Below are 20,673 nucleotides of genomic sequence, written 5' to 3'. Positions count from 1 at the left end.
CGCCGTCGACGCGGCGCTCGGTCTCCTGGGGCTGGCTCATGCGACGGCGACCTCCTCGATCAGGCGCTCCAGATACGGGGTGAGCACGGGGACCATGTCGGCCGGGGCGACGTCGCGGCCGAGCACCGCTGAGATGCTGGTGACCCCTGCGTCCGTGATGCCGCACGGCACGAAACCGGTGAACACGGCGTTGTCGGTGCTGCAGTTGAGCGCGAAGCCGTGCGTGGTGATGCCGCGCTTCGCGTGAATGCCGATCTGCGCGATCTTCTCGTCGAACGGCCGGCCAGTGTTCACCCACACGCCCGTGCGCTTCTCGACCCGGAACGCCTCGACGCCCACGTCGGCGAGCGCGTCGATGAGCGCCTGCTCGATGCGGCGCACGTAGGGCACGAGCCGCAGGTGCTCGCGCAGCTCGAACACGGGGTAGCCGACGAGCTGGCCGGGGCCGTGCCAGGTGACCTTGCCGCCCCGGTCGACGGGCACGACGGGGGTGCCGTCGACGGGGTATTCGGCCGGGTCGGCCCGGCGGCCGGCGGTGTACACCGGCGGATGCTCGAGCAGGAACACGTCGCCTCGCGTCTCGCCGGCGGCGACGGCGGCCGCGGTGCGCTGCTGCAGCTCGAGCGCCTCACGGTAGTCGACGAGGTCAGGGGCGAGACCGAGCACGCGGACGGGGATGCTGGTGGTCACGGTCACACGGTCACTCTAGCGACGCCCGCCGGCACTGGGCCAATCGTCGCCGTCACATGTCGTCCTCCGCCGGTCGACCGTCCGCGCCCCACCCGCCGCGCGCGACGCACGCGCGTCCCGCCCGGCCCGCGGCGCGTGCCGGTGCGATGCGATAATCGCCGCATGGCCCTGCGACCCACACCCCCGCCCGACGGCGCGGCCGTCGCGCCCCGGCGCGGCCACGCCGACGCCGCCCGCGGGTGGACGCCCGCACCCGGCTGGCGACCGGCGCCGGCGGACGGCCGGTGGCATCCCGATGTGCTCGGCGAGGGGTTCGAGCGCCGCACCCTGCCGCTCGGCGTCGACGCCGAGGGGGACGTCGTGGCCACGCTGGTGCGGCACCGCCCGCCCGCCCGGTGGACGTGGCGGCCGCGCGGCACGGATCTGCGCGGCTGGGACGTGCTGTACGTGCACGGCTGGAACGACTACTTCTTCCAGCGGCACGTGGCCGCCTGGTTCACCGCCCGGGGCGCCCGATTCTACGCGCTCGACCTGCGCAAGTACGGTCGCAGCCTGCGCCCGGGGCAGACCCCGGGGCTCATCGCCGATCTCACCGACTACGACGCCGACATCGCCGCCGCGCTGGAGGCGATCGCCGCCGACGACCACCGCTCGGCCGGTGAGCTGCCCGTCGAGGCGTCCCGCGCGCTCACCGGGCTGCTCGGCCGCGCACCCGAGCAGCGCCGGCTCATGCTCCTCGGGCACTCCACCGGCGGGCTGACCCTCTCGCTGTGGGCCGACCGACATCCCGGCCGGGCGCAGGCGCTGCTGTTGAACAGCCCGTGGCTCGAACTGCAGACCCGCTCGCTCGGCCGCCAGATGCTCGCCCCGGTGATCGGGCTGCAGGCGCGGGTCGACCCCCGGCTCGTGCTGCCCTCGATCGACCAGGGGTTCTACACTCGCGCGGTGAGCGCCGACGAGCAGGGGCAGTGGCACTACGACCGGTCGTGGCGCGCCGCGGAGGGCTTCGCGATGCCCGCGGTGTGGCTGCAGGCGGTGCTCGCCGGCCACGCGCGGGTGGCGCGGGGCCTGGACGTGCGGGTGCCGGTGCTCACGCTGCTGTCGGCGACGAGCACCCTGCAGCTCACCTGGAGTGACGCGATGCTGCGCAGCGACAGTGTGCTGGACGTCGACGACGTCGCCCGCCGAGCGCTGCAGCTCGGCCCAGTGGTCACCGTCGCCCGCATCGAGGACGCCCTGCACGACGTGTTCCTCTCGCGCCCCACCCCGCGGCGGGCCGCGTTCGCGGCGATCGACCGGTGGGCGGGCGGGTACCTGCGCTGAGCGGCCGGCGCCCGCCCGCGCCTCAGTCGGTCAGCGACGCGACGTAGTCGGCATGCTCCTCGCTCCACCGCCGCACAGGCTCGGCGTAGTCGGTGCCGTCCACGCCGCTGTTGAACATCGCGTTCTCGAGCGACGAGAGCGTGGCGGTGTCCATGCGGAACGACCGCAGCCAGCCGAACAGCTCGGGGTCGTCGTCCTCGAGCCCGATTCGGGCGAAGCTGTGGATCGACTCGGCCTCGCCCAGCGCGCCCTTGGGATCCTCGAGGTCGCGGATCGGGAACGCGTCGTACGCCCAGTGCGGCTTCCACAGGGTCACGACGATGTTCTGTCCCTTCTGCGTGGCGTTCTTCAGCTCGGTGAGCATCGCGGTCGTCGACGAGGTGGTGTAGGTCATCTCCTCGAGCCCGTAGTCGGGGATCACCTGCTCGTTCGTGATGCGGGTGAGGCCGGCGCCGGGTTCGATGCCCACGATCCGATCGCCGAAGGCGTCGGCGTTCGTGGCGAGCTCGTCGAGCGAGGTGATCGGCGCATCCGCGTTGACGGCGATGGTGAGCTTCGCCTCGTCGTTCCAGGCGCCGAGGTCGACCATCCGGTCGCCGTACTGCTCGATGTAGTCGCGGTGCGTCTCGGGCAGCCAGGAGTCGAGGACGACGTCGAAGTCGCCCTGGGCGACCCCGGTGTACGCGGCGGCCGGGTCGACGCCGGTGAGCTCGACCCGGTAGCCGTGCTCCTCCAGCTGCTCCTTCCACAGCCACGAGGCGGCCACGCCCTCGTCCCAGCCGTTCATCACGGCGATGCGCACCGTCCGCTGGCCGCCGGCCCCGCCGGGCAGCCCGCCGCTGAGCACACTCGCGACGACGAGCACGGCCACGCCGGCCAGCGCGGTCAGGAGGCCGCGACGGCCCCGGCGGCGGGGTCGGCGCCCCTGTTCCTCGGCGGCGACGCGTTCCCGGCCGGTCTGCGCGGCATCGGCGTCGTCGGCCGCGGCCGCGGTCTCGGGGCTCGCGCTCGTCGCGGCGAGCCGGCCGAGCGCCGAGGTGACCCGGTCGAGGTACACGGCGAGGATGACCACGGAGAGGCCGGCCTCGAAGCCGAGGGCGACGTCCACACGGCTGAGGCTCTGCACCACCGGGGCGCCGAGGCCCGCGGCGCCGACCATCGCGGCGATGACCACCATCGACAGGCTCAGCATGATCACCTGGTTGACGCCCGCCATGATCGAGGGCAGGGCGAGCGGCAGCTGGATCTGCTTGAGGATGCGCCAGGGCGACGCGCCGAACGACCGGCCCGCCTCCACGACCTCCTCGTCGACCCCGCGGATGCCGAGCTCGGTGAGCCGCACGCCGGGTGCCATCGCGAAGATGATTGCGGCGACGATGCCGGGCACGACGCCCACGGAGAACAGGATGATCGCGGGGATCAGGTACACGAACGCGGGCATCGTCTGCATGAAGTCGAGGATCGGCCGGATGACCTTCGAGGCCGTGTCGGACTTCGCGGCAAGCACCCCGAGCGGCACCGCGATGACGATGGCGACGAGGCTTGCGACGATGACGAGCGCGAGGGTGTCCATCGCGTTCGTCCACTGGTTCAGGCCGTGCACGAGCAGCAGGCCGACGAGCGAGAACAGGCCGAGCCGCCAGGTGGCCACCCGCCAGGCGAGCGCCGAGAGCAGCAGGATCACGACCCAGAACGGCGGGGTGACGAGCAGCCACTCGAGCCCGTCGTAGAGCCCCTCGAACACGGCGCCGATGCCGGCGAACAGCCAGCCGAGCGTGTTCGTGAGCCAGTCGATGAACGCGGCGACCCAGTCGCCGAGCGGGATGCGCACGATCGGGTCGGCGTCAGCGGCCTGTGCGGCCGCGGCGAGCACGGTGGGATGGACGACGGTCATCAGCGGGTCTCCTCTCCCCCGGCGGCGGATGCGGGTGTGGCATCGTCCCCGCCCGCGCACGACTCATGCGGGGCCGGGGCGGCAGCCGCGCTGGTGTCGGGCGTTGCGGTGGCAGTGTCAGAGGCGTGGGGCGAGCCGGACGCGTCGCCACGGCCGTCCGCGGCGAGCGCCCCGGCGAGCGCGGCCTTCGCCTCAGGCACGAGCGTGTCACCGGCGGCGAGCTCGCGGGCCTCCGGAGTGATCACGTCGAGGGCCTGCGTGGTGGCGGGCACGCTCGACATCGACGCGAGCAGCGTCGCGCGCGGGATGCCGCCGAGCAGGCGGCCCCGGTCGTCGACGACGCCGAGCGGCAGCCGGGAGATCACCGAGGGGCGCACCAGGTCGGCAAGCACCTCATCGGGGCCGACGGTGAGCGACGGCTGCACGATGCTCGCCAGATCGCTGGAGCCCTGCTTGATCAGCCGGGTGACGTCGCGGTCGCTGACCACGCCGCGGTAGCGGCGGCCGCGGTCGAGCACGAACGCGAACGACACCTGCTGCTCACGCATGACGCGCAGGGCCGTGCGGGGGCCGCTCGTCACCTGCACCTGGGCCATGATCGGCTCCATGACGCTGCGCGCGGTGAGCACCCGGGCCCGGTCGACGTCCCGCACGAACCGGGCGACGTAGTCGTTGGCCGGGTCGGTGAGGATGTCCTCGGGCGTGCCGAGCTGCACGATGCGCCCGTCACGCATCACCGCGACCCGGTCGCCGAGGAACATCGCCTCGTTGAGGTCATGGGTGATGAACACGATCGTCTTCGCGAGGTCGGCCTGCAGGTCGAGCAGCTGCTCCTGCATCTCACGCCGGATGAGCGGGTCGAGGGCGCTGAACGCCTCGTCCATGAGCAGGATGTCAGTGTCGGCGGCGAGCGCCCGGGCGAGCCCGACGCGCTGCTGCATGCCGCCGGAGAGCTCGCCGGGGAACCGAGCCTCCCAGCCCTTCAGCCCGACCCGCTCGAGCACCTCGAGCGCGCGTCGGCTGCGCTCGGCCAGGTCGACACCCTGCACCTCGAGACCATAGGCGGCGTTCTCGAGGACGGTGCGATTCGGCAGCAGCGCGAAGTGCTGGAACACCATGGAGACGCGCCGCTGCCGCAGCCGGCGCAGCTCGGGCGCCGAGAGCTCGGCCAGGTCGTGGCCGAACACGCGCACGGTGCCGCTGGTGGGGGTGTTGAGCCCGTTGAGCATCCGGATGAGCGTGGACTTGCCCGAGCCGGAGAGCCCCATCACGACGAAGAACTCGCCCGACTGGACGGTGAAGCTCGCGTCGATGACCGCGGCGGTGCCCAGCGCGGTCAGCTCGTCGCGGCTGGCGCCCTCGGTGATGCGGCGCACCACCTCCTGCGGGCGACGGCCGAACACCTTGTACAGATGCTCGACCTCGATGACCGGTGACGTCATGCGTCCTCCTGACGACCGGTCTCCGGTGCCCGCCCTGGTGCGCCCCGCGGCTGTCACGGGGTCCGGGCCGGCATGACCCGCGTCGGATGGGTCGGCGTCCGCGCACGCCGACGATGGCGTGGCGACGGCGCCGGAGTCGGCCTGCGGCGTTCGAGACGCCGCGCCGGGACTCGTTCACGGGTCACGTCCGGCGCTCTGGGTGCCGGAGTCGGTCTGCTGTCGCGAACGGGTCGGGGAGCTGTGCCTGAGCCCCGGATCAAGCCTGCTCGTCATGGCGGCGACCCCGGAGGCCGGCGACGCGCGAGGCCCGCGCGCCCACTCCGACGACCATACGAACGGCCGCGAGGCAGGGCCCGCAGTGACCGCGCGCGTTCTGGTGTACACCCACCAGTATAGTCCAGATACCCGGGTGGGGTATCTGCGGGCGGGCGCCGTCCACCTGCCACGAGCAGCCCACGCCGATGCCGCAGCCGCATCCACGCGACTCAGCCCCGGGCCGTCCTGCCACCCGCGGGGCGGGCCGTCGCCCGCGCACGCGACGACGGGGCGCGTCCCCGGTCTCCCGGTGACGCGCCCCGTCGCATGCCCGATGGATGCGGGCCTCGCGACCGAGCCGCAGCCCGACCGCGAACCCGCGCGGTTCACTCCTCCACGATGCCCTCGGCGTTGACCTCCAGGCCGTCGTCCTCCGGGTTCACCGTGACGCGCACGCTCTGCCCGTCGCGGATCTCACCGGAGAGCAGCTTCGTGGCGAGCCGGTCGTCGACCTCGCGCTGCACGAGCCGCCGCAGCGGACGCGCGCCATAGACGGGGTCGTAGCCCTTGTCCGCCAGCCAGCTCTTCGCCTCCGTGCTGACCGCCAGCTGCAGCCGGCGCGGGGCGAGCCGCTTCGCCAGCCGGGCCACGTAGAGATCCACGATCTGCGTCAGCTCGGTCTTCGTCAGCGCGTTGAAGATCACGATGTCGTCGAGCCGGTTGAGGAACTCGGGCTTGAACGCCTGGTGCACGGCCTGCATCACGCGCTCGCGCTTCGTGGCCTCGTCGAGCGACTGGTCGATCAGGAACTGGCTGCCCAGGTTCGAGGTCAGGATCAGGATCGTGTTGCGGAAGTCGACCGTGCGCCCCTGCCCGTCGGTGAGCCGGCCGTCGTCGAGCACCTGCAGCAGGATGTCGAACACATCCGGGTGCGCCTTCTCGACCTCGTCGAGCAGGACGACGGAGTACGGCCTGCGCCGCACCGCCTCGGTCAGCTGACCGCCCTGCTCGTAGCCGACGTAGCCCGGGGGGGCGCCGACGAGCCGCGAGACGGTGTGCTTCTCGCCGTACTCGGACATGTCGATGCGGACCATCGCCCGCTCGTCGTCGAACAGGAACTCCGCGAGCGCCTTGGCCAGCTCGGTCTTGCCGACGCCGGTCGGGCCGAGGAACAGGAACGAGCCGGTCGGCCGGTTCGGGTCGGCGATGCCGGCGCGGGTGCGCCGCACGGCCTCAGCCACGGCGTGCACCGCGTCCTTCTGTCCGATCAGGCGCTTGCCGAGCTCGTCCTCGAGATGCAGCAGCTTCTCGGTCTCACCCTGCAGCAGCTTGCCCACGGGGATGCCCGTCCACGCGGCCACGACCTCGGCGATGTCATCCTCGGTCACCTCCGTCGACACCATCCGCTCGCCGTTGCGCTCGGCAGTCTGCTCCGCGGCCTCGGCCTGCTGGAGCCGATCCTCGATGCCCTTCGTCTCGACCTCGATCTCGCTCAGCCGCTTCCAGACGGAAGGATCGTTCGTGCCGCTCGAGTAGGTCTCGGCCAGCAGCCGGTCGCGCTCCTGCTCGAGCTCGGCCTTCTGCTCGCGCAGCTGCTTCGCGTTCTGGAACACCTGGCGCTCGGACTCCCAGCGCTGCTTCAGCCCCTCCAGCCGCTCCTCCTGCTGGGCGAGCTCCTGCTGCACCTTCTTGAGCCGCTCGAGGCTGGCCGGATCCTTCTCCTTCTTCAGGGAGGCCTCGGCGATGCGCAGCCGGGCGATCTCGCGGTTGAGCGCGTCGATCTCCTCGGGACTCGACTCCTGCTCCATCTTCAGCCGGCTGGCCGCCTCGTCCATCAGGTCGATGGCCTTGTCCGGCAGCTGCCGGTCGGGGATGTAGCGGTTCGAGAGGGTCGCAGCGGCGACGAGCGCGCCATCAGTGATCCGCACGCCATGGAAGTTCACGTAGGTGTCCTTCAGCCCGCGCAGTATCGCGACCGTGTCCTCCACGCTCGGCTCGCCGACGTAGACCTGCTGGAACCGGCGCTCGAGCGCGGAGTCCTTCTCGATGTACTCGCGGTACTCGTTGAGGGTGGTCGCACCGACGAGCCGCAGCTCGCCGCGGGCGAGCATCGGCTTGAGCATGTTCGCCGCATCCTGCCCGTCACCGGCGCCGGCGCCCACGAGCGTGTGAATCTCGTCGATGAAGGTGATGATCTCGCCGCCGGCGTCCTTGATCTCCTTGAGCACCTTCTTCAGGCGCTCCTCGAACTCACCGCGGTACTTCGCCCCGGCGACGAGCGCGCCGAGGTCGAGGGAGATCAGCCGCTTGCCCTTCAGCGAGTCGGGCACATCCCCCTTCACGATGCGCTGGGCGAGGCCCTCGACGACGGCCGTCTTGCCGACGCCGGGCTCGCCGATGAGCACCGGGTTGTTCTTGGTGCGCCGGGTGAGCACCTGCGACACCCGACGGATCTCCGCGTCACGCCCGATGACGGGGTCGAGCTTCCCCTCCCGGGCGAGCTCGGTCAGGTCGGTGCCGAACTGCTCGAGGGCCGACTTCTGCTCCTCCTGCTGAGGCTGCTGTCCCTGCTGCTGTGCCATGCTGTCTCCTTCTCGGCGGCGAGCCTGGCCTCGTCCGCCGCTCGGTGGCGAGCCCTGTCGTCTCGTCCACCGTACCGGCGCCGCGGCCATGAGCCGCCGCGGACACCCGCGCGCCGTCCCACACCGCCTCAGGACCGGGATCCGACCCAGAGGCGGCCCGTTCCGACTCGCATCTGCATCAACATGATGTGACTTGAGTCTATTCCACTCAACTTTGTCGCACAAGGCCTGGCAGCAGGCGGCGCCCGGCGTCCCGCGGCATGCCGGACGGGCAGGCGCCGCGATGGCAGCGTCGACGCCGATCGCCCGGGGCCGGCGCCCGGCGGGGGCGCAGACCCCGGGTGCGCGGACGGGGCAGAATGGTTCGCATGGCCTGTCGCACCCGCGCACGGCCGGGAGGAGACCAAGCCGATGTCACGACATGACCAGACGGTGAGCTTCGACGAGCTCGTGCGCGAGCAGGACGCCGCAGACCGGCGGGCCCGACGCGACAGGCGCGGCGGCACGGGCGGCGGACGCGACGGCGCCCCCGCCTCGGACGGCACCGGCCACCGGGGCCCGCTCGGCCGCGTCGCGAGCGTCGTCTCGGGCATCCTGCTCGTGCTCGCCGTGCTCGCCACACCGCTCGCGCTCACCGGCTGGTGGGCCGAGCACCACCTGCTCAACACGCAGGCATTCGTGGACGACAACGTCGGCGTCGTCGACGACGACCAGGTGCGCGACGCCGTCGCGCAGAAGGCCGCGGCGGCCATCACCGACCATGTGCAGCTGCCCGAGCAGGCGCGCGCGATCCTCGCCCCGCAGGTGAAGCAGACCGTGCGCCAGGCGATCGATCAGACGCTCTCCTCCGACACCGGCCGGCAAACCTGGCAGTCGTTGCTCGCGGCCACACATGACACGAACGTCGACCGGATGCGCGGCACCGCGTCGACCGACGCGACCGACACGGCCGGCCGGATCGTCATCGACGTCTCCCCGCTGCTCGACCCCGTGCGCCAGGCGCTGACCGCGCTGAGCGCGAACCTCGGCGACGCACTGCCCGACACAACGGTCACCGTGGCCGTCGGCCCCGACGGCGCCCTCGACCGGCTCGCCCCCGCCGTGCAGGCCGTGGACCGGGCAGCCGACCCGCTCGCGATCGGCACGGCCGCGGCGATCCTGCTCGGCGTGCTGCTCGCCGGCCGCCGACTGCGCGCGCTCGCCCGCACCGGCGTGTGGCTCGTCGTGGCCGCGGCGGTCACATTCGCGCTCGCCCGCGGCGGCGGCTGGGCGGTCGCGCAGCTGCTGACCGATCAGCTGGGGTCGGCGGCCGAGCCGCTCATGACATCCCTGGCCATGCCACTGCAGGTCGCGGCGACGGCCACCGGCGCGATCGCCGCGGTCATGGCCATCGTCGCGCGGATCACCGACGTGCTCGTGCGGCGCGCGGCGGCGTCGCGGTGAGCTCCTCGAGCCGGTCGAGCAGGGTGACCGCCGAGTCCCGCCAAGTGTGCCGGGCCATCCGGGCGAGACCCGCGTCCGCGAGCCGCCGCCGTGTCGCCACCGGGCGCAGCGACCGGATCGCCTGCGCGAACGCGGCGTCGTCGCCGGCCGGCGCGTAACGGGCGCCGTCGCCGGCGACCTCGTGGAAGATCTCGAGATCGGTGACCACCGCCGGGGTGCCGAGTGCGAGTGCCTCGGCGATCGGCAGCCCGTACCCCTCGTCACGGCTCGCCGTGACGAGCAGGGCGTTGCCGGTGAGCAGCCGCGTGTACACCGCGTCGCTCACCCCGTGGTGGAACACGACGTCCGCCCCGCCGGCCAGCCGGGCGAGCTCGCGCTCCCGCTCGGGCGAGATGCGCGACAGCAGGTGCAGCCGGGTCGCCTCCCCCAGCCTGCGCTGCGCGCGCACGAGCGTCTCGACGTCCTTGTACCCCATGAACGAGCCCATGTAGACGAGGTCGAGCGGGGCGGTCTCGGACCAGACCGACCGATCCGCGCGCGTGCCCGTGGCCTGCGGGGCATTCGCGACCACCCACAGCGGGCGGCGGGTGAGCCGGGCCTGCGCGATCTGCCGGCGGCTGGTCTCGCTCACGGTGACCACGGCGTCCGCCGCGTCGAGGGTGAGCCGCTGGGGCAGCCTGGTCAGGTAGAACAGCCGCCAGCCGAGGCGGATCGGCCAGGCGAGCTCACGCGGCGGGGTGCGGTGCCGGTAGTAGATGAGGTCGTGCAGGCTGAGCACGAGCCGGAACCGACCACGGTGGCCGAACGACCCGAACGTCTGCATCGGCGAGAACACGGCGTCGAACCCGGCATCGCGCACCCGCAGCGACGCGAACGGCTCACGCCACGAGGTCGGCGCGTGCAGCATGAGCGTCGGCACGCCCGCGGGCAACAGCGCCCGCTGGGCCGGGTCGTGGATGAGGAACACGACCTCGTCGTCCGGGCGGCGGCCCGCCTCGTCCCACACCGCCGCCGCGAGCTCGGTCGAGAAGCGGCTGATGCCATCGTGGTGGTCGGTGCGAATGTACCGGGCGTCGAAGCCGAGCCTCATGCGCCGCGCGCCTCCCGCGCGAGGGCGGCCGAGGCGTCCCCGGCCTCCCCCGCGGACGCGCCCGGAGCGTCCGCCGTCTCTCCGGCCGGCGCGCCAGCGACCGCCTCGGCCGGGTGCGGCGGCAGGCCGCGGTAGAGCCGCTCGAACACGTCGAGCGTGCGGTCGATGTCGTGCACGCGCACGCCGTCGAGCGAGGCCTGCTGCATGCGGCGGCGGGCGGCGCGATCCTGGCGCAGCACCTCGGTGAGCCGCTCGGCGAGCGCCTGATCATCCCCGGGCGGGAACAACCGCCCGTTCTCGCCGTCATGCACGAGATGCGGCAGGGCCATCGCATCGGCCGCGACGACGGGCAGGCCCGAGGCCATCGCCTCCATCGTCGCGATCGACTGCAGCTCGGCGACCGAGGGCATCACGAACACACTGCCGGCACTGAGCACCTCGCGCAGCACGTCGTCGTCGACCCGGCCGAGGAACCGCACCCGGCCGGCGACCCCGAGCTCGTCGACCAGCCGACGCAGCCGCCCGAGCTGGTCGCCCCCGCCGACGACGTCGAACCGCGCGTCGAGCGCGGGGTCGAGCCGGGCGAACGCGCGGATGGCCACGTCGATCTGCTTCTCGTCGGTGATGCGGCCGACGAACACGATGTGCTGGCCGGGCCCGGGATCGGCGTCGACCAGCCGCGGCCGGTAGTCGGAGGCACGGATGCCGCAGCTGACGGGGATGACGCCGTGCAGCCCGGTGCAGCGCTCCAGATAGTCGGCGGCGCGCTGGGTCGGCGTGGTCACCGCCTGGGCGAGCGCGAACACCTTGCGCGCCTCGTTCCACACCCCGGCGATCAGCCGACGGTTGAGCGACTCCGGCAGCCCGGTGAACTCGACGCCGTTCTCGGGCATGAAATGGTTGGTGCCGATCACGCGGATGCCGCGGGCGTGCGCCTCGATCGACAGCCCGCGCCCCACCACGATGAACGACTGGAAGTGCACGACGTCGGGGTGAACGTCATCGAGCACGGCCCTGGCGCGTCGGCGGATCGTGAACGGCCACACGAAGCGCAGCCAGTCGTGCGGGTACCACCGCCAGGAGGGCAGGCGATGCACCGTCATCGGCTCGCCCTCGATGACCTCGGTGAACACGCCCGCGGTGCGGCGGGACGTCGCCGGAGCGACGATGTGGACATCATGCCCGCGCTGCACGAGCCCCGCCGCGAGCCGCTCGGTGAAGCGGGCGGCCCCGTTGACGTCCGGCGCGAACGTGTCGCAGCCGATGAGGATGCGCAGCGGGTGGTCCTGGTTCTCGGCCTGGGTCTCGGTCACCCGCCCAGCCTACTCAACCCCGCGAACGCGGCCGGGATCAGAGCGACTGTGACGGCACGGGCCGTCGGGAGCGCCGTGGGGCGTCGTCCGGGGCCTGCGGAGTCGCACCCGGGCCCCGCCATCGCCGTCATCCGTCGCCAGCCGCCATCTGAGGCAGCCTGAGGCCGCTCGGCGTCATCCGCGGCCGCCTGAGGGGGCCGCCGTCACCGATTCAGCAGATCGCCACCGATTCAGCAGCAGACCACCGCATCCCGCTGGATCCAGACGTAAACGGTGAATCCGCATCGCGACACCCGTCCCTCACCCGCAGACGACGAGGGGCGCGCCCGGATGGACGCGCCCCTCACGATGCCGGCTGCGACCGCACAGCCGCTGGAGCACCCTGCCGCCAGTAGGTCGCCATCAGCTGCTCAGCCGCCAGCAGCCCCGACGCCCCGCCATCAGCGGCACCGGCCTCAGCAGATGCGCACCGACTTGAGGTTCATGAACTCGCGGATGCCCTCGGCGGCGAGCTCACGGCCGAAGCCCGAGCGCTTGTGCCCGCCGAACGGCATCTCCTGGTACGAGATCGTCGAGCCGTTGATGACGACGGTGCCCGCCTCGAGCTCGGTGACCATGCGCTGCTGCTCAGCCGGGTCGTTCGTCCAGGCGACGGCGCCGAGACCGAACGGCGTGTCGTTGGCCAGCTCGATCGCCTCGTCGATGTCGGCGACACGGTACACCGATGCGACCGGCCCGAAGGCCTCCTCGTAGTAGAGGCGGGCGTCCTTGGTGATCCCCGAGACGACCGTGGGCTCGACGTACCAGCCGGGCCGGTCCATCGCGTGGCCGCCGGCGAGCACCGTGGCGCCGTGGGCGGTGGCGTCGTCGACGAGACCGAGCAGGTCGCGGCGGGCACCCTCGGAGGACAGCGGTCCGACGTCCACGCCGTCCTCCATCGGGTCGCCGACCTTCAGCGCCGCGACGCGGGCGAGGAACTTCTCCACGAACGCGTCATAGACATCGGCGTGCACGATGAAGCGTTTCGCGTTGATGCACGCCTGGCCGTTGTTCGACATGCGTGCGGCCACGCCGACCTTCACCGCCTCGTCGAGGTCGGCGGAGGGCAGCACGACGAATGGGTCGGACCCGCCGAGCTCGAGCACGCTCTTCTTGATCTCGTCGGCGGCGATGGACGACACGGAGCGCCCGGCCGGCTCGCTGCCGGTGAGCGTGACCGCGGCGACGCGCGGGTCGCGGATGACCTTCTCGACGCGGCGCGACGAGATCAGCAGGGTCTGGAACACACCCTCCGGGAACCCGGCTCGGGTGAAGAGATCCTGGATGTACAGCGCGGTCTGGGGCACGTTCGAGGCGTGCTTGAGCAGGCCGACGTTGCCGGCCATGATCGCCGGTGCGGCGAAGCGGATGACCTGCCAGACCGGGAAGTTCCACGGCATGACGGCGAGCACCGGGCCGATCGGCTGGAAGATCGCGTAGGCCTGCTTCGCGTCGACGACCGAGGGATCCGGCAGCGGCTGTGGGGCGAGGAAGCGCTCGGCGTTCTCGGCGTAGAAGCGCAGCGCACGCGCCGACTTGTGCACCTCGGCCTTCGCCTGGGCGTACGTCTTGCCCATCTCGGCGGTGATCGTGCGGCCGAGCGAATCGGCATCGGCGTCGAGCAGGTCGGCGGCCCTGTTGATCCTCTCGGCCCGCTCCGCGAAGCCGGTGCGACGATGGGCGAGCCAGGCGTCGTGGGCGACCTGCAGACGGCGCTCGAGCTCGGCGTCGTCGATCTCATCGAACGTGCGCTCCGTCGCTCCGGTCGCCGGGTTGACTGTGGCAATGGACATGCGGACCTCCTGTGTGGTCTCGGGGTGGTCTCGGTGACGACTTCTCCGGGGACGACGCCGCGCGTCATCGGCGACGCCCGAGCCCACTGTAGGCACAGCCGAAGCCGAGCCGACAGTCCACCGTGTACAGTGGCCGGGCTCGCTCGTGCCGCGCGGGCCACCGTCTGGCGGGATGGCGGGGACTCCTGCACCGGCATGCCCCACTCCGACAGGGCCAGCAGCCACTTCTGCGCCGCCCGCTGCCGCCACGACCGGGCATGCGCCACCCACTGGCGCGAACGTGGTCGCGCACGAAGACGGTGGCGCAGAGACGGCTGTCCACAGGCCAGCCCCCGCTCGACCAGCCCCGCGTGCATCCCCACCTCGGTATCGCACACCGGCCGGTATCGTGGGATGGCATGGACCCCCTGCACGCCGCCGCCCGCACTCCCCTGCCACCCGACCGCACGCGCCTCGCGGACGACACCGTCGCGCTGCTGCGCCGGCTCGTGCGCACGGCGTGCGTCAACGACGGCACCCCCGACTCCGGCCAGGAGCTCGCGGCGGTGCGCGTGGTGCAGGCGTTCTTGGGCACGGCCCTCGAGCACCCGGACGTCACCGCCGAGATCGTCGAGCCGCATGCGGGGCGCACCTCGCTGATCGCCCGGCTGCGCGGCACGGATCCGCACGCCCGCTCGCTCGCCCTGCTGGGGCATCTGGACGTCGTGCCGGCCGACGCGAGCCGGTGGACGCACCCGCCCTTCGACGCGGACGTCGCCGACGGCGAGATCTGGGGCCGCGGCACCGTCGACATGCTCACGCTCACCGCCGCGATGGTCGCCGTGTTCCGGCAGGCGGTGCTCGCCGACCCGCGTCCGGCCGGCGATCTGGTGCTCGCCGTGGTCGCCGACGAGGAGGCCGGCGGCGGCCTCGGCGTCGAGTGGATCATGGCCCACCGCCCCGACCTGCTGGCGGTGGACGACGCGCTCACCGAGCAGGGCGGCGTGCTGCTCGACCCGGCGCGCGCCGACTCCGGCATCACGCTCGGCATCGGTGAGAAGGGCAGCGCGCCCCGGCGGGTGCACGTGCGCGGGGTGCCCGGGCACGGCTCGGTGCCGCGCGGAGCCCGCAACGCGGCCGGCATCGCCGCCGAGATCGTGCTGCACGTGCTGCGCGCCCCGGCCCCGGTGACGATCCTGCCGCACTGGGAGAGCCTCGTGCACGGGCTGCGACTCGGCCCACAGACGACCGCCCGCCTGCTCGACCCCGCCACCCTCGACGCGGCGCTGCCGGCGCTCGGCCCGCTCGCCCCGCTCGGCCACGCGCTCACCCGCATGACCGTGTCGCCCGACATCGTCCGCGCCGGTGAGAAGCGCAACGTGATCCCGGGCAGCGCGACGATCGACCTGGACATCCGGGTGCTGCCCGGTCAGACCGCGGACGACGTGGCCGCGCTGCTCGCCGGGCTCCTCGCCCCGTGGCACGACCTCGTCACCGTCACGGGTGACCAGTTCGACGCGGGCAGCACCTCGCCGGTCGACACGGCGCTGTGCCGCGCGATCACCCGGGTGTTCCGGCGCCGGCACCCGGACGCCGTGCCCGCATACTCGATCGGCCCCGGCGGCAGCGACGGCCGGTTCCTGCGCCCCCGGGGCACGCACGTCTACGGGTTCGGGCTGTTCTCCCGCCGGCTCGGGCTGGCCGACTTCCGCGAGCGCCTGCACGGCATCGACGAGCGGGTCGACGTCGACTCGGTGCGGCTGACGGCGGACGCGCTGGCCGAGCTGGTGCTGGGCGGCGCGGACGCCGCGGGCGAACCGGCCTGAGCCGGGCACGACGACGCCCGACCGGCTCCGTGGAGAGGCCGGGGGTCATGCTGCCGGGCGCAGCCTGCGATCAGCGGCCGTTGACGAGCGGGATGACCTGCTCGGCGATGCGCTCGAGCTCCGGCAGCACGGGTGAGGCCTGGACGAGCAGGGTGCCGACCCCTGCGTCCTCGAACGCGCGGATGCGCGCGGCGACCTGCTCGGGCGTGCCGATGAAGTTCGGGCGCAGGCCGCGGTTCGACACGGAGTAGTCGCGCAGGCTCACCTCGGTGTCGAGCTGTGACTTGGTGACGAAGTCGCGGTAGGAGTCGTAGGCGGCGCCCGGCTGGATCGTGGTGATCCGGTCGAGCTCGGCCCGTGCCTCCTCCTCCGTGTCGCGCACGATCACGTAGGCGGCCATGCCGAACCGCTGGAACGGCTCGCGACCGGCGGCCTCGCGGCGGTGCTTGAGGTCCTGGATCTTCGTGCGCACCTCTTCCGGGGTGCCGCCGTGTACGAGGTATGCGTCGGCGAAGTGGGCGATCGCCTCGCGGCCGGCCTCGCTCTCGCCGCCGGCGTAGATGAGCGGCTCATGCTCGGGCTTCGGTTCCAGGTGCGTGCCCTCGAAGTCGAAGAACCGGCCGTGGTGGGTGTAGGGGGTCTCGCGCCAGAGGCCCTTGAGCACCTCGACGTACTCCTGCGTGACCGCGTACCGCTGGTCATGGTCCTTGAAGGCAATGCCGTACTGGCGGGCCTCCTCGGCCCACCAGGCGGAGACGACGTTGATGCTGAACCGGCCGTGGGCGATCGCCTGGATGGTGGTGATCTCCTTTGCGGTCAGAGCGACCGGGTGGTAGCTCGGGCGGATGGCGGCGAGGATCTCCAGCCGCTCGGTCGCCGCGGCGAGGGCGGTCGCCGTCGCCCACGCGTCGAACGTGGGGCCGTCGGGGCCCTTGATGTCGTTCAGGTACAGCTCGGGCACGAGCGTGAGGTCGTAGCCGATCTGCTCGGCCCGCTGCGCGATGTCGCGCAGGTGCTCCCAGGCCAGCGGGGTCTGCTCGTCCTCGATGTTGCGCAGCCAGCCGTTGAAGACCGGTGTCCAGTATCCGAATCTCATGCGCGTCTCCCTCTCTCTGCCTCGACCTCCCGCGCGGTGCGCGAGAGGAACGCCACGACCCGGTCGGCCGCACGCTGGGGCGCGGTCGCCTCGACCGCGCTGTTGTAGTTGGTGTTGGTGTTGATGTCGTAGACAACTGTCTCGCCGTCCGCCGTCTCGATGAACTCGACGCCGGCGATCTCGACGTGGTGGTCGGCGAGGAAGGCCTTGAGCCGGCGCACGAGCGGATGCTCCGCGGTGATCTCCTCGCGCACGGTGAACGTCCCGGCCCGGGCGGGGATCTCGCAGGCGGCCCCGGCGAGCTCGGGCAGCACGTCGGCGGACGGCTGGGCCTGGTCGTCCGTGCCCGCGGCGCCGGGCAGGGCGCACGCGTCCGCCGGGCACAGCTGGAACGAACCGGCCGACGTGTCCACGCGCACCGCGTAGTGGAAACGGCCGCCGATGAACTCGGCGCGGGTGATGAACGGCTTGGCGGAGCGCACGTACTCCTGCAGCAGCGTGATGCCGTCGGCGGGCTCCTCGAACTCGGCCGAGCGCACGTATCGCTCGAACTCCTCGTGCGAGTCGAAGCGCTGCACGCCGAGGCCTTTGCCGCCCTGGTTGTGTTTCGTGATGAACGGGGCGGGCAGCGCCGCGGCCCGCTCGAGCAGATCGTCTGTGCCGAACACGGCGACCGTGTGGGGAACCCGGAAGCCCGCGCGGGCGAGCTCGCGGTACTGGCGCACCTTGCTCACCTCAAGCTCGAGCACCGGGCTGCCGTTGACGACGCGCCGGCCGTACGACTCCAGCCAGGCGAGCACCGCGCGGCCATACTCCTTGGCGTGCTGGTGACCGCGGGCATGCGACGAGGCGCTCAGTCTGGACCAGTACACGCCCTCGGGCGGCTCGCGGTCGAGGGCGATCGACCCCTCGGTGAGCACCCACTCGTCGAAGGGCACCCCGGCGCGCGCGAAGGCCTCCGCGAACGGCGGGATCCACTCCGGGTTCTCGTGGATGATGGTGATCCCGGCGGTGCCGGCGTCATCAAGCAGGGTCATGGTCTCCTCGTTCCTGCAGGCTGGGGGTTCGTGGCGCGGTGGTGCGGCGCCGGCCCCGGGGAGCGCGGCGCCGCGGCGGTCAGGCGTCGATCCAGTCGAGCACCTGGTCAAGGTCAGCGATGAGGTCGTCGACCTCCTCGAGCCCGACGGAGATGCGCACGAGCGCTGCCGGCACCTGCAGGGCGGTGCCCTGCACGGACGCGTGCGTCATCGCCGCCGGCAGCTCGATGAGCGACTCCACCCCGCCGAGCGACTCGGCCAGGGTGAACAGGGCGGTGCGGCCGACGAAGGCCTGCGCGGCCGCCTCCCCACCGGCGAGCTCGACGGAGAGCATCCCGCCGAAGACCCGCTGCTGGCGGGCGGCGATCGCGTGCCCCGGATGCGAGGCGAGCCCCGGGTAGTGCACGCGCGCGATGGCCGGGTGGCCGACGAGGTGCTCGGCGATCGTCTGGGCGCTGGCCGAGTGCTGCCGCACCCGCAGCGCCAGGGTCTTCAGCCCCCGGTGCGTCAGCCACGCGTCGAACGGGCTCGACACGGCTCCGGCGGCATTCTGCATGAACCCGACCTGCTCGGCGATCGCGTCGTCGGAGGTGATCACTGCACCGCCGACGACGTCGGAGTGCCCGCCCAGGTACTTGGTGGTCGAGTGGAGCACGACGTCGGCGCCCCAGGCGAGCGGCTGCTGTGCGTACGGAGTGGCGAAGGTGTTGTCGACGACGAGCAGTGCGCCGACCTCGTGGGCGACGTCGGCGATCCGGGCGATGTCGACGATGCCGAGCAGCGGGTTGCTCGGCGTCTCGGCCCACACCACGCGGGGGCGGATGTCACGGATGTGCGCGGCCGCGGCGTCCGCGTCCGTGAGGTCGACCGGGGTCGGCTCCACGCCCCAGGGGCGCAGCACCCGGTCGATGAGCCGGAACGTCCCGCCGTACGCGTCGCCACCGAGCACGATCCGCTCGCCGGGGTGCAGCACCGAGCGCAGCAGGGCGTCCTCCGCAGCGAGGCCGCTGGCGAACGAGAACGCGTGGGTCGCGCCCTCGAGGGAGGCGAGCGCCTCCTGCAGCCGGTCACGGGTGGGGTTGCCGCTGCGGGAGTAGTCGTAGCCGGCGCGCAGTCGGCCGACGCCGTCCTGTGCGTAGGTGGTCGACAGGTGGATCGGGGGAATGACGTCGCCGGTGACCGGGTCGGGCGCCTGCCCGACGTGGATCGCCCGGGTCGCGAAGCCCCGCTCCACGGCATCGAGCTGCTGGTCGGTCATCGTGTCGTCTCCTTCCGCGGCGTACGCCGCGCGTCCTGTGCTGTGGCTGTGTCTGTTGCGGTGCCGGAGGCCGCGCCCATGTCATCGGCTGAGCCGGCGGATGCCGTGGTTCCGCTCGTGGCGCCCGGGTCGGCGAGGCCGGTCAGCGGCTGCAGTGCGGTGTCGTCCGGCAGCGGGGCGTCCTCGGTCACGCTGGCCAGTCCGTGCGCGGTGAGCCAGTCGTCGTCGAAGACCGTGCCGATGTAGCCGCGGCCGCCGTCCGGCAGCAGCACGACGGCCAGGGCGTCCGGGCCCGCATCCGCGAGCGCACGCAGCGCCCCCTGCACGGCCATGCCCGAGGAGCCGCCGACGAGCAGCCCCTCCTCGCAGGCGAGTCGGCGGGTCATCACGAATGCGTCGTGGTCGTCGACCTGCTCGATGCGGTCGGGCAGGTCGCGGTCGTAGACCTCCGGGTAGAAGTCCTCGCCGACTCCCTCGACGGCGTAGCCGTGCACGTCGTTCGGGTCGGAGTAGATCGAGCCGGCGGGGTCGACGCCGATGACCTGCACGCGGCCGCCGGAGACCTCTTTGAGGTAGTGGCCGGTTCCGGTGATCGTGCCTCCGGTGCCGATGCCGGCGATGAAGTGGGTGATGCGCCCCTCCGTCGCCGCCCAGATCTCCGGGCCGGTGGTGGCATAGTGGCTGGCCGGCGCATTCGGGTTGGCGTACTGGTTCGGCTGCCAGGCGCCGGGGATGCCCTCGACGAGCCGGTCGGCGACCGAGTAGTACGAGCGGGGGTCGTCCGGGGCGACGTCGGCGGGGGTCACGACGACCTGGGCGCCGTACGCGCCGAGCACGCGGATCTTGTCGCGGCTGACCTTGTCCGGCAGCACGAAGATCGCGCGGTAACCGCGCTGCTGAGCGACGAGGGCGAGGCCGACGCCGGTGTTGCCGGAGGTCGGCTCGACGATCGTGCCGCCCGGGCGCAGCGAACCGTCGGCCTCGGCGGCTTCGACCATGCGTGCGGCGATGCGGTCTTTCGAGGAGCCACCGGGGTTGAGGTATTCGAGTTTCGCCAGGACGGTCGCGGGCACGTCCACCGCGACGCGGTTGAGGCGCACCAGCGGCGTGCCGCCGATGAGCTCGGTCGCATTCGATGCAAAGGCCATGAGGTTGCGAGGTCTCCCTGTTCGAGGTGGGTGGGGTGCGGGCACGTCGCGACGGGACAGACCCGCGCGACCTCGGCTGGTCGTGGACACCGCTGTGCGCTCATCGTGACTCCTCTCGCTCCCGCCTCTGCCGTCTCGCGGCCGGCATCCCACCGGCGGCGAGCGCGCCGGCCACCTCGAAGGTGACGACCGGGCTGCCGCCGCGGGGCAGCAGCCGGCTGGCCCGCTCGTGCCAGGGACTCGACGGCAGGCCCGCGCCCCCGCGACGTGGCAGAGTGGCACGTCCACGGACCTGCTCAGGCCTGTCTACCCGAGCATGACCGGGCACGGCCGGATTGCGACGAAGTGTGACAGGCCCCTCCCCCTGCGCCCGGCTCCTCGCTACGCTCGTAGACTGGCCGGTCGACGGCGCGACGTGCCCGCTCGCGTGCGCGACCCCGCCCCTCCGAAGCACCGGACCGGCCG

Annotated in this window: 14 protein-coding genes; 3 read left to right on the top strand and 11 right to left on the bottom strand. The window is 72.5% G+C overall.

The window, feature by feature from the left end; genetic code table 11:
* Positions 1-36: 36 nt before the first annotated feature.
* Entirely contained in the window at positions 37-696 is a 660-nt protein-coding gene (lipB, locus tag F8O02_RS02540; RefSeq protein ID WP_225734063.1) for a lipoyl(octanoyl) transferase LipB, read from the bottom strand.
* Between the two features lie 156 nt (positions 697-852).
* Here lipB and F8O02_RS02535 point away from each other — a divergent pair, with 156 nt between their 5' ends.
* Positions 853-2,013: an alpha/beta hydrolase gene (locus F8O02_RS02535; protein WP_158035647.1), complete on the top strand. Its 1,161-nt coding sequence runs from the start codon at positions 853-855 to the stop codon at positions 2,011-2,013.
* Between the two features lie 22 nt (positions 2,014-2,035).
* Here the strand turns inward: F8O02_RS02535 and F8O02_RS09370 are convergent, their stop codons facing one another.
* From F8O02_RS09370 to F8O02_RS02520, 3 genes are all read right to left on the bottom strand, one after another.
* Complete coding sequence (locus F8O02_RS09370; RefSeq protein WP_158035646.1) at positions 2,036-3,907, bottom strand: ABC transporter permease/substrate binding protein; 1,872 nt, start codon at positions 3,905-3,907, stop codon at positions 2,036-2,038.
* Positions 3,907-5,349 (bottom strand): quaternary amine ABC transporter ATP-binding protein, encoded by a 1,443-nt coding sequence (locus F8O02_RS02525; RefSeq protein WP_158035645.1) that lies wholly within the window; start codon positions 5,347-5,349, stop codon positions 3,907-3,909. The genes F8O02_RS09370 and F8O02_RS02525 overlap by 1 nt, the downstream gene beginning before the upstream one ends.
* 641 nt (positions 5,350-5,990) lie before the next feature.
* Positions 5,991-8,186 carry an ATP-dependent Clp protease ATP-binding subunit gene (locus F8O02_RS02520; RefSeq protein ID WP_225734062.1) on the bottom strand — a complete coding sequence of 732 codons (2,196 nt, stop codon included), beginning with the start codon at positions 8,184-8,186 and terminating at the stop codon, positions 5,991-5,993.
* A gap of 411 nt (positions 8,187-8,597) precedes the next feature.
* Here F8O02_RS02520 and F8O02_RS02515 point away from each other — a divergent pair, with 411 nt between their 5' ends.
* A complete protein-coding gene (locus F8O02_RS02515; protein ID WP_158035643.1) occupies positions 8,598-9,629 on the top strand; it encodes a hypothetical protein in 1,032 nt (343 codons plus the stop codon).
* On the opposite strand, the gene F8O02_RS02510 is transcribed toward F8O02_RS02515, so the two are convergent.
* The 3 genes from F8O02_RS02510 to F8O02_RS02500 form a co-directional block, all read right to left on the bottom strand.
* Entirely contained in the window at positions 9,589-10,719 is a 1,131-nt protein-coding gene (locus F8O02_RS02510; RefSeq protein ID WP_158035642.1) for a glycosyltransferase, read from the bottom strand. The genes F8O02_RS02515 and F8O02_RS02510 overlap by 41 nt on opposite strands.
* Positions 10,716-12,032: a glycosyltransferase gene (locus F8O02_RS02505; RefSeq protein WP_158035641.1), complete on the bottom strand. Its 1,317-nt coding sequence runs from the start codon at positions 12,030-12,032 to the stop codon at positions 10,716-10,718. The genes F8O02_RS02510 and F8O02_RS02505 overlap by 4 nt, the downstream gene beginning before the upstream one ends.
* A 455-nt stretch (positions 12,033-12,487) precedes the next feature.
* Positions 12,488-13,864: an NADP-dependent succinic semialdehyde dehydrogenase gene (locus F8O02_RS02500; protein WP_158035640.1), complete on the bottom strand. Its 1,377-nt coding sequence runs from the start codon at positions 13,862-13,864 to the stop codon at positions 12,488-12,490.
* A gap of 398 nt (positions 13,865-14,262) precedes the next feature.
* On the opposite strand from F8O02_RS02500, the gene F8O02_RS02495 reads away from it, so the two are divergent.
* Entirely contained in the window at positions 14,263-15,669 is a 1,407-nt protein-coding gene (locus F8O02_RS02495) for a M20/M25/M40 family metallo-hydrolase (RefSeq protein ID WP_179416207.1), read from the top strand.
* Positions 15,670-15,739: 70 nt separating this feature from the next.
* On the opposite strand, the gene F8O02_RS02490 is transcribed toward F8O02_RS02495, so the two are convergent.
* From F8O02_RS02490 to F8O02_RS02475, 4 genes are all read right to left on the bottom strand, one after another.
* Positions 15,740-16,765, bottom strand: a complete 1,026-nt coding sequence (locus tag F8O02_RS02490; RefSeq protein WP_158035638.1) for an LLM class flavin-dependent oxidoreductase — start codon at positions 16,763-16,765, stop codon at positions 15,740-15,742.
* Positions 16,762-17,802, bottom strand: coding sequence for an ATP-grasp domain-containing protein (locus F8O02_RS02485; RefSeq protein WP_218859499.1), 1,041 nt, complete (start codon positions 17,800-17,802; stop codon positions 16,762-16,764). The genes F8O02_RS02490 and F8O02_RS02485 overlap by 4 nt, the downstream gene beginning before the upstream one ends.
* 79 nt (positions 17,803-17,881) lie before the next feature.
* The gene (locus F8O02_RS02480) at positions 17,882-19,060 is read right to left on the bottom strand and encodes a cystathionine gamma-synthase (protein ID WP_158035637.1); all 1,179 of its coding nucleotides are present in this window, start codon (positions 19,058-19,060) and stop codon (positions 17,882-17,884) included.
* Positions 19,057-20,208: a pyridoxal-phosphate dependent enzyme gene (locus F8O02_RS02475; protein ID WP_158035636.1), complete on the bottom strand. Its 1,152-nt coding sequence runs from the start codon at positions 20,206-20,208 to the stop codon at positions 19,057-19,059. The genes F8O02_RS02480 and F8O02_RS02475 overlap by 4 nt, the downstream gene beginning before the upstream one ends.
* Positions 20,209-20,673 lie beyond the last annotated feature (465 nt).

The sequence above is a fragment of the Pseudoclavibacter caeni genome (genome assembly GCF_008831125.1).
GTDB classification, from domain to species: domain Bacteria; phylum Actinomycetota; class Actinomycetes; order Actinomycetales; family Microbacteriaceae; genus Pseudoclavibacter_A; species Pseudoclavibacter_A caeni.
The sequence above is the reverse complement of the archived record's forward strand: the minus strand, read 5'-3'. Positions and strand labels throughout refer to the sequence as shown.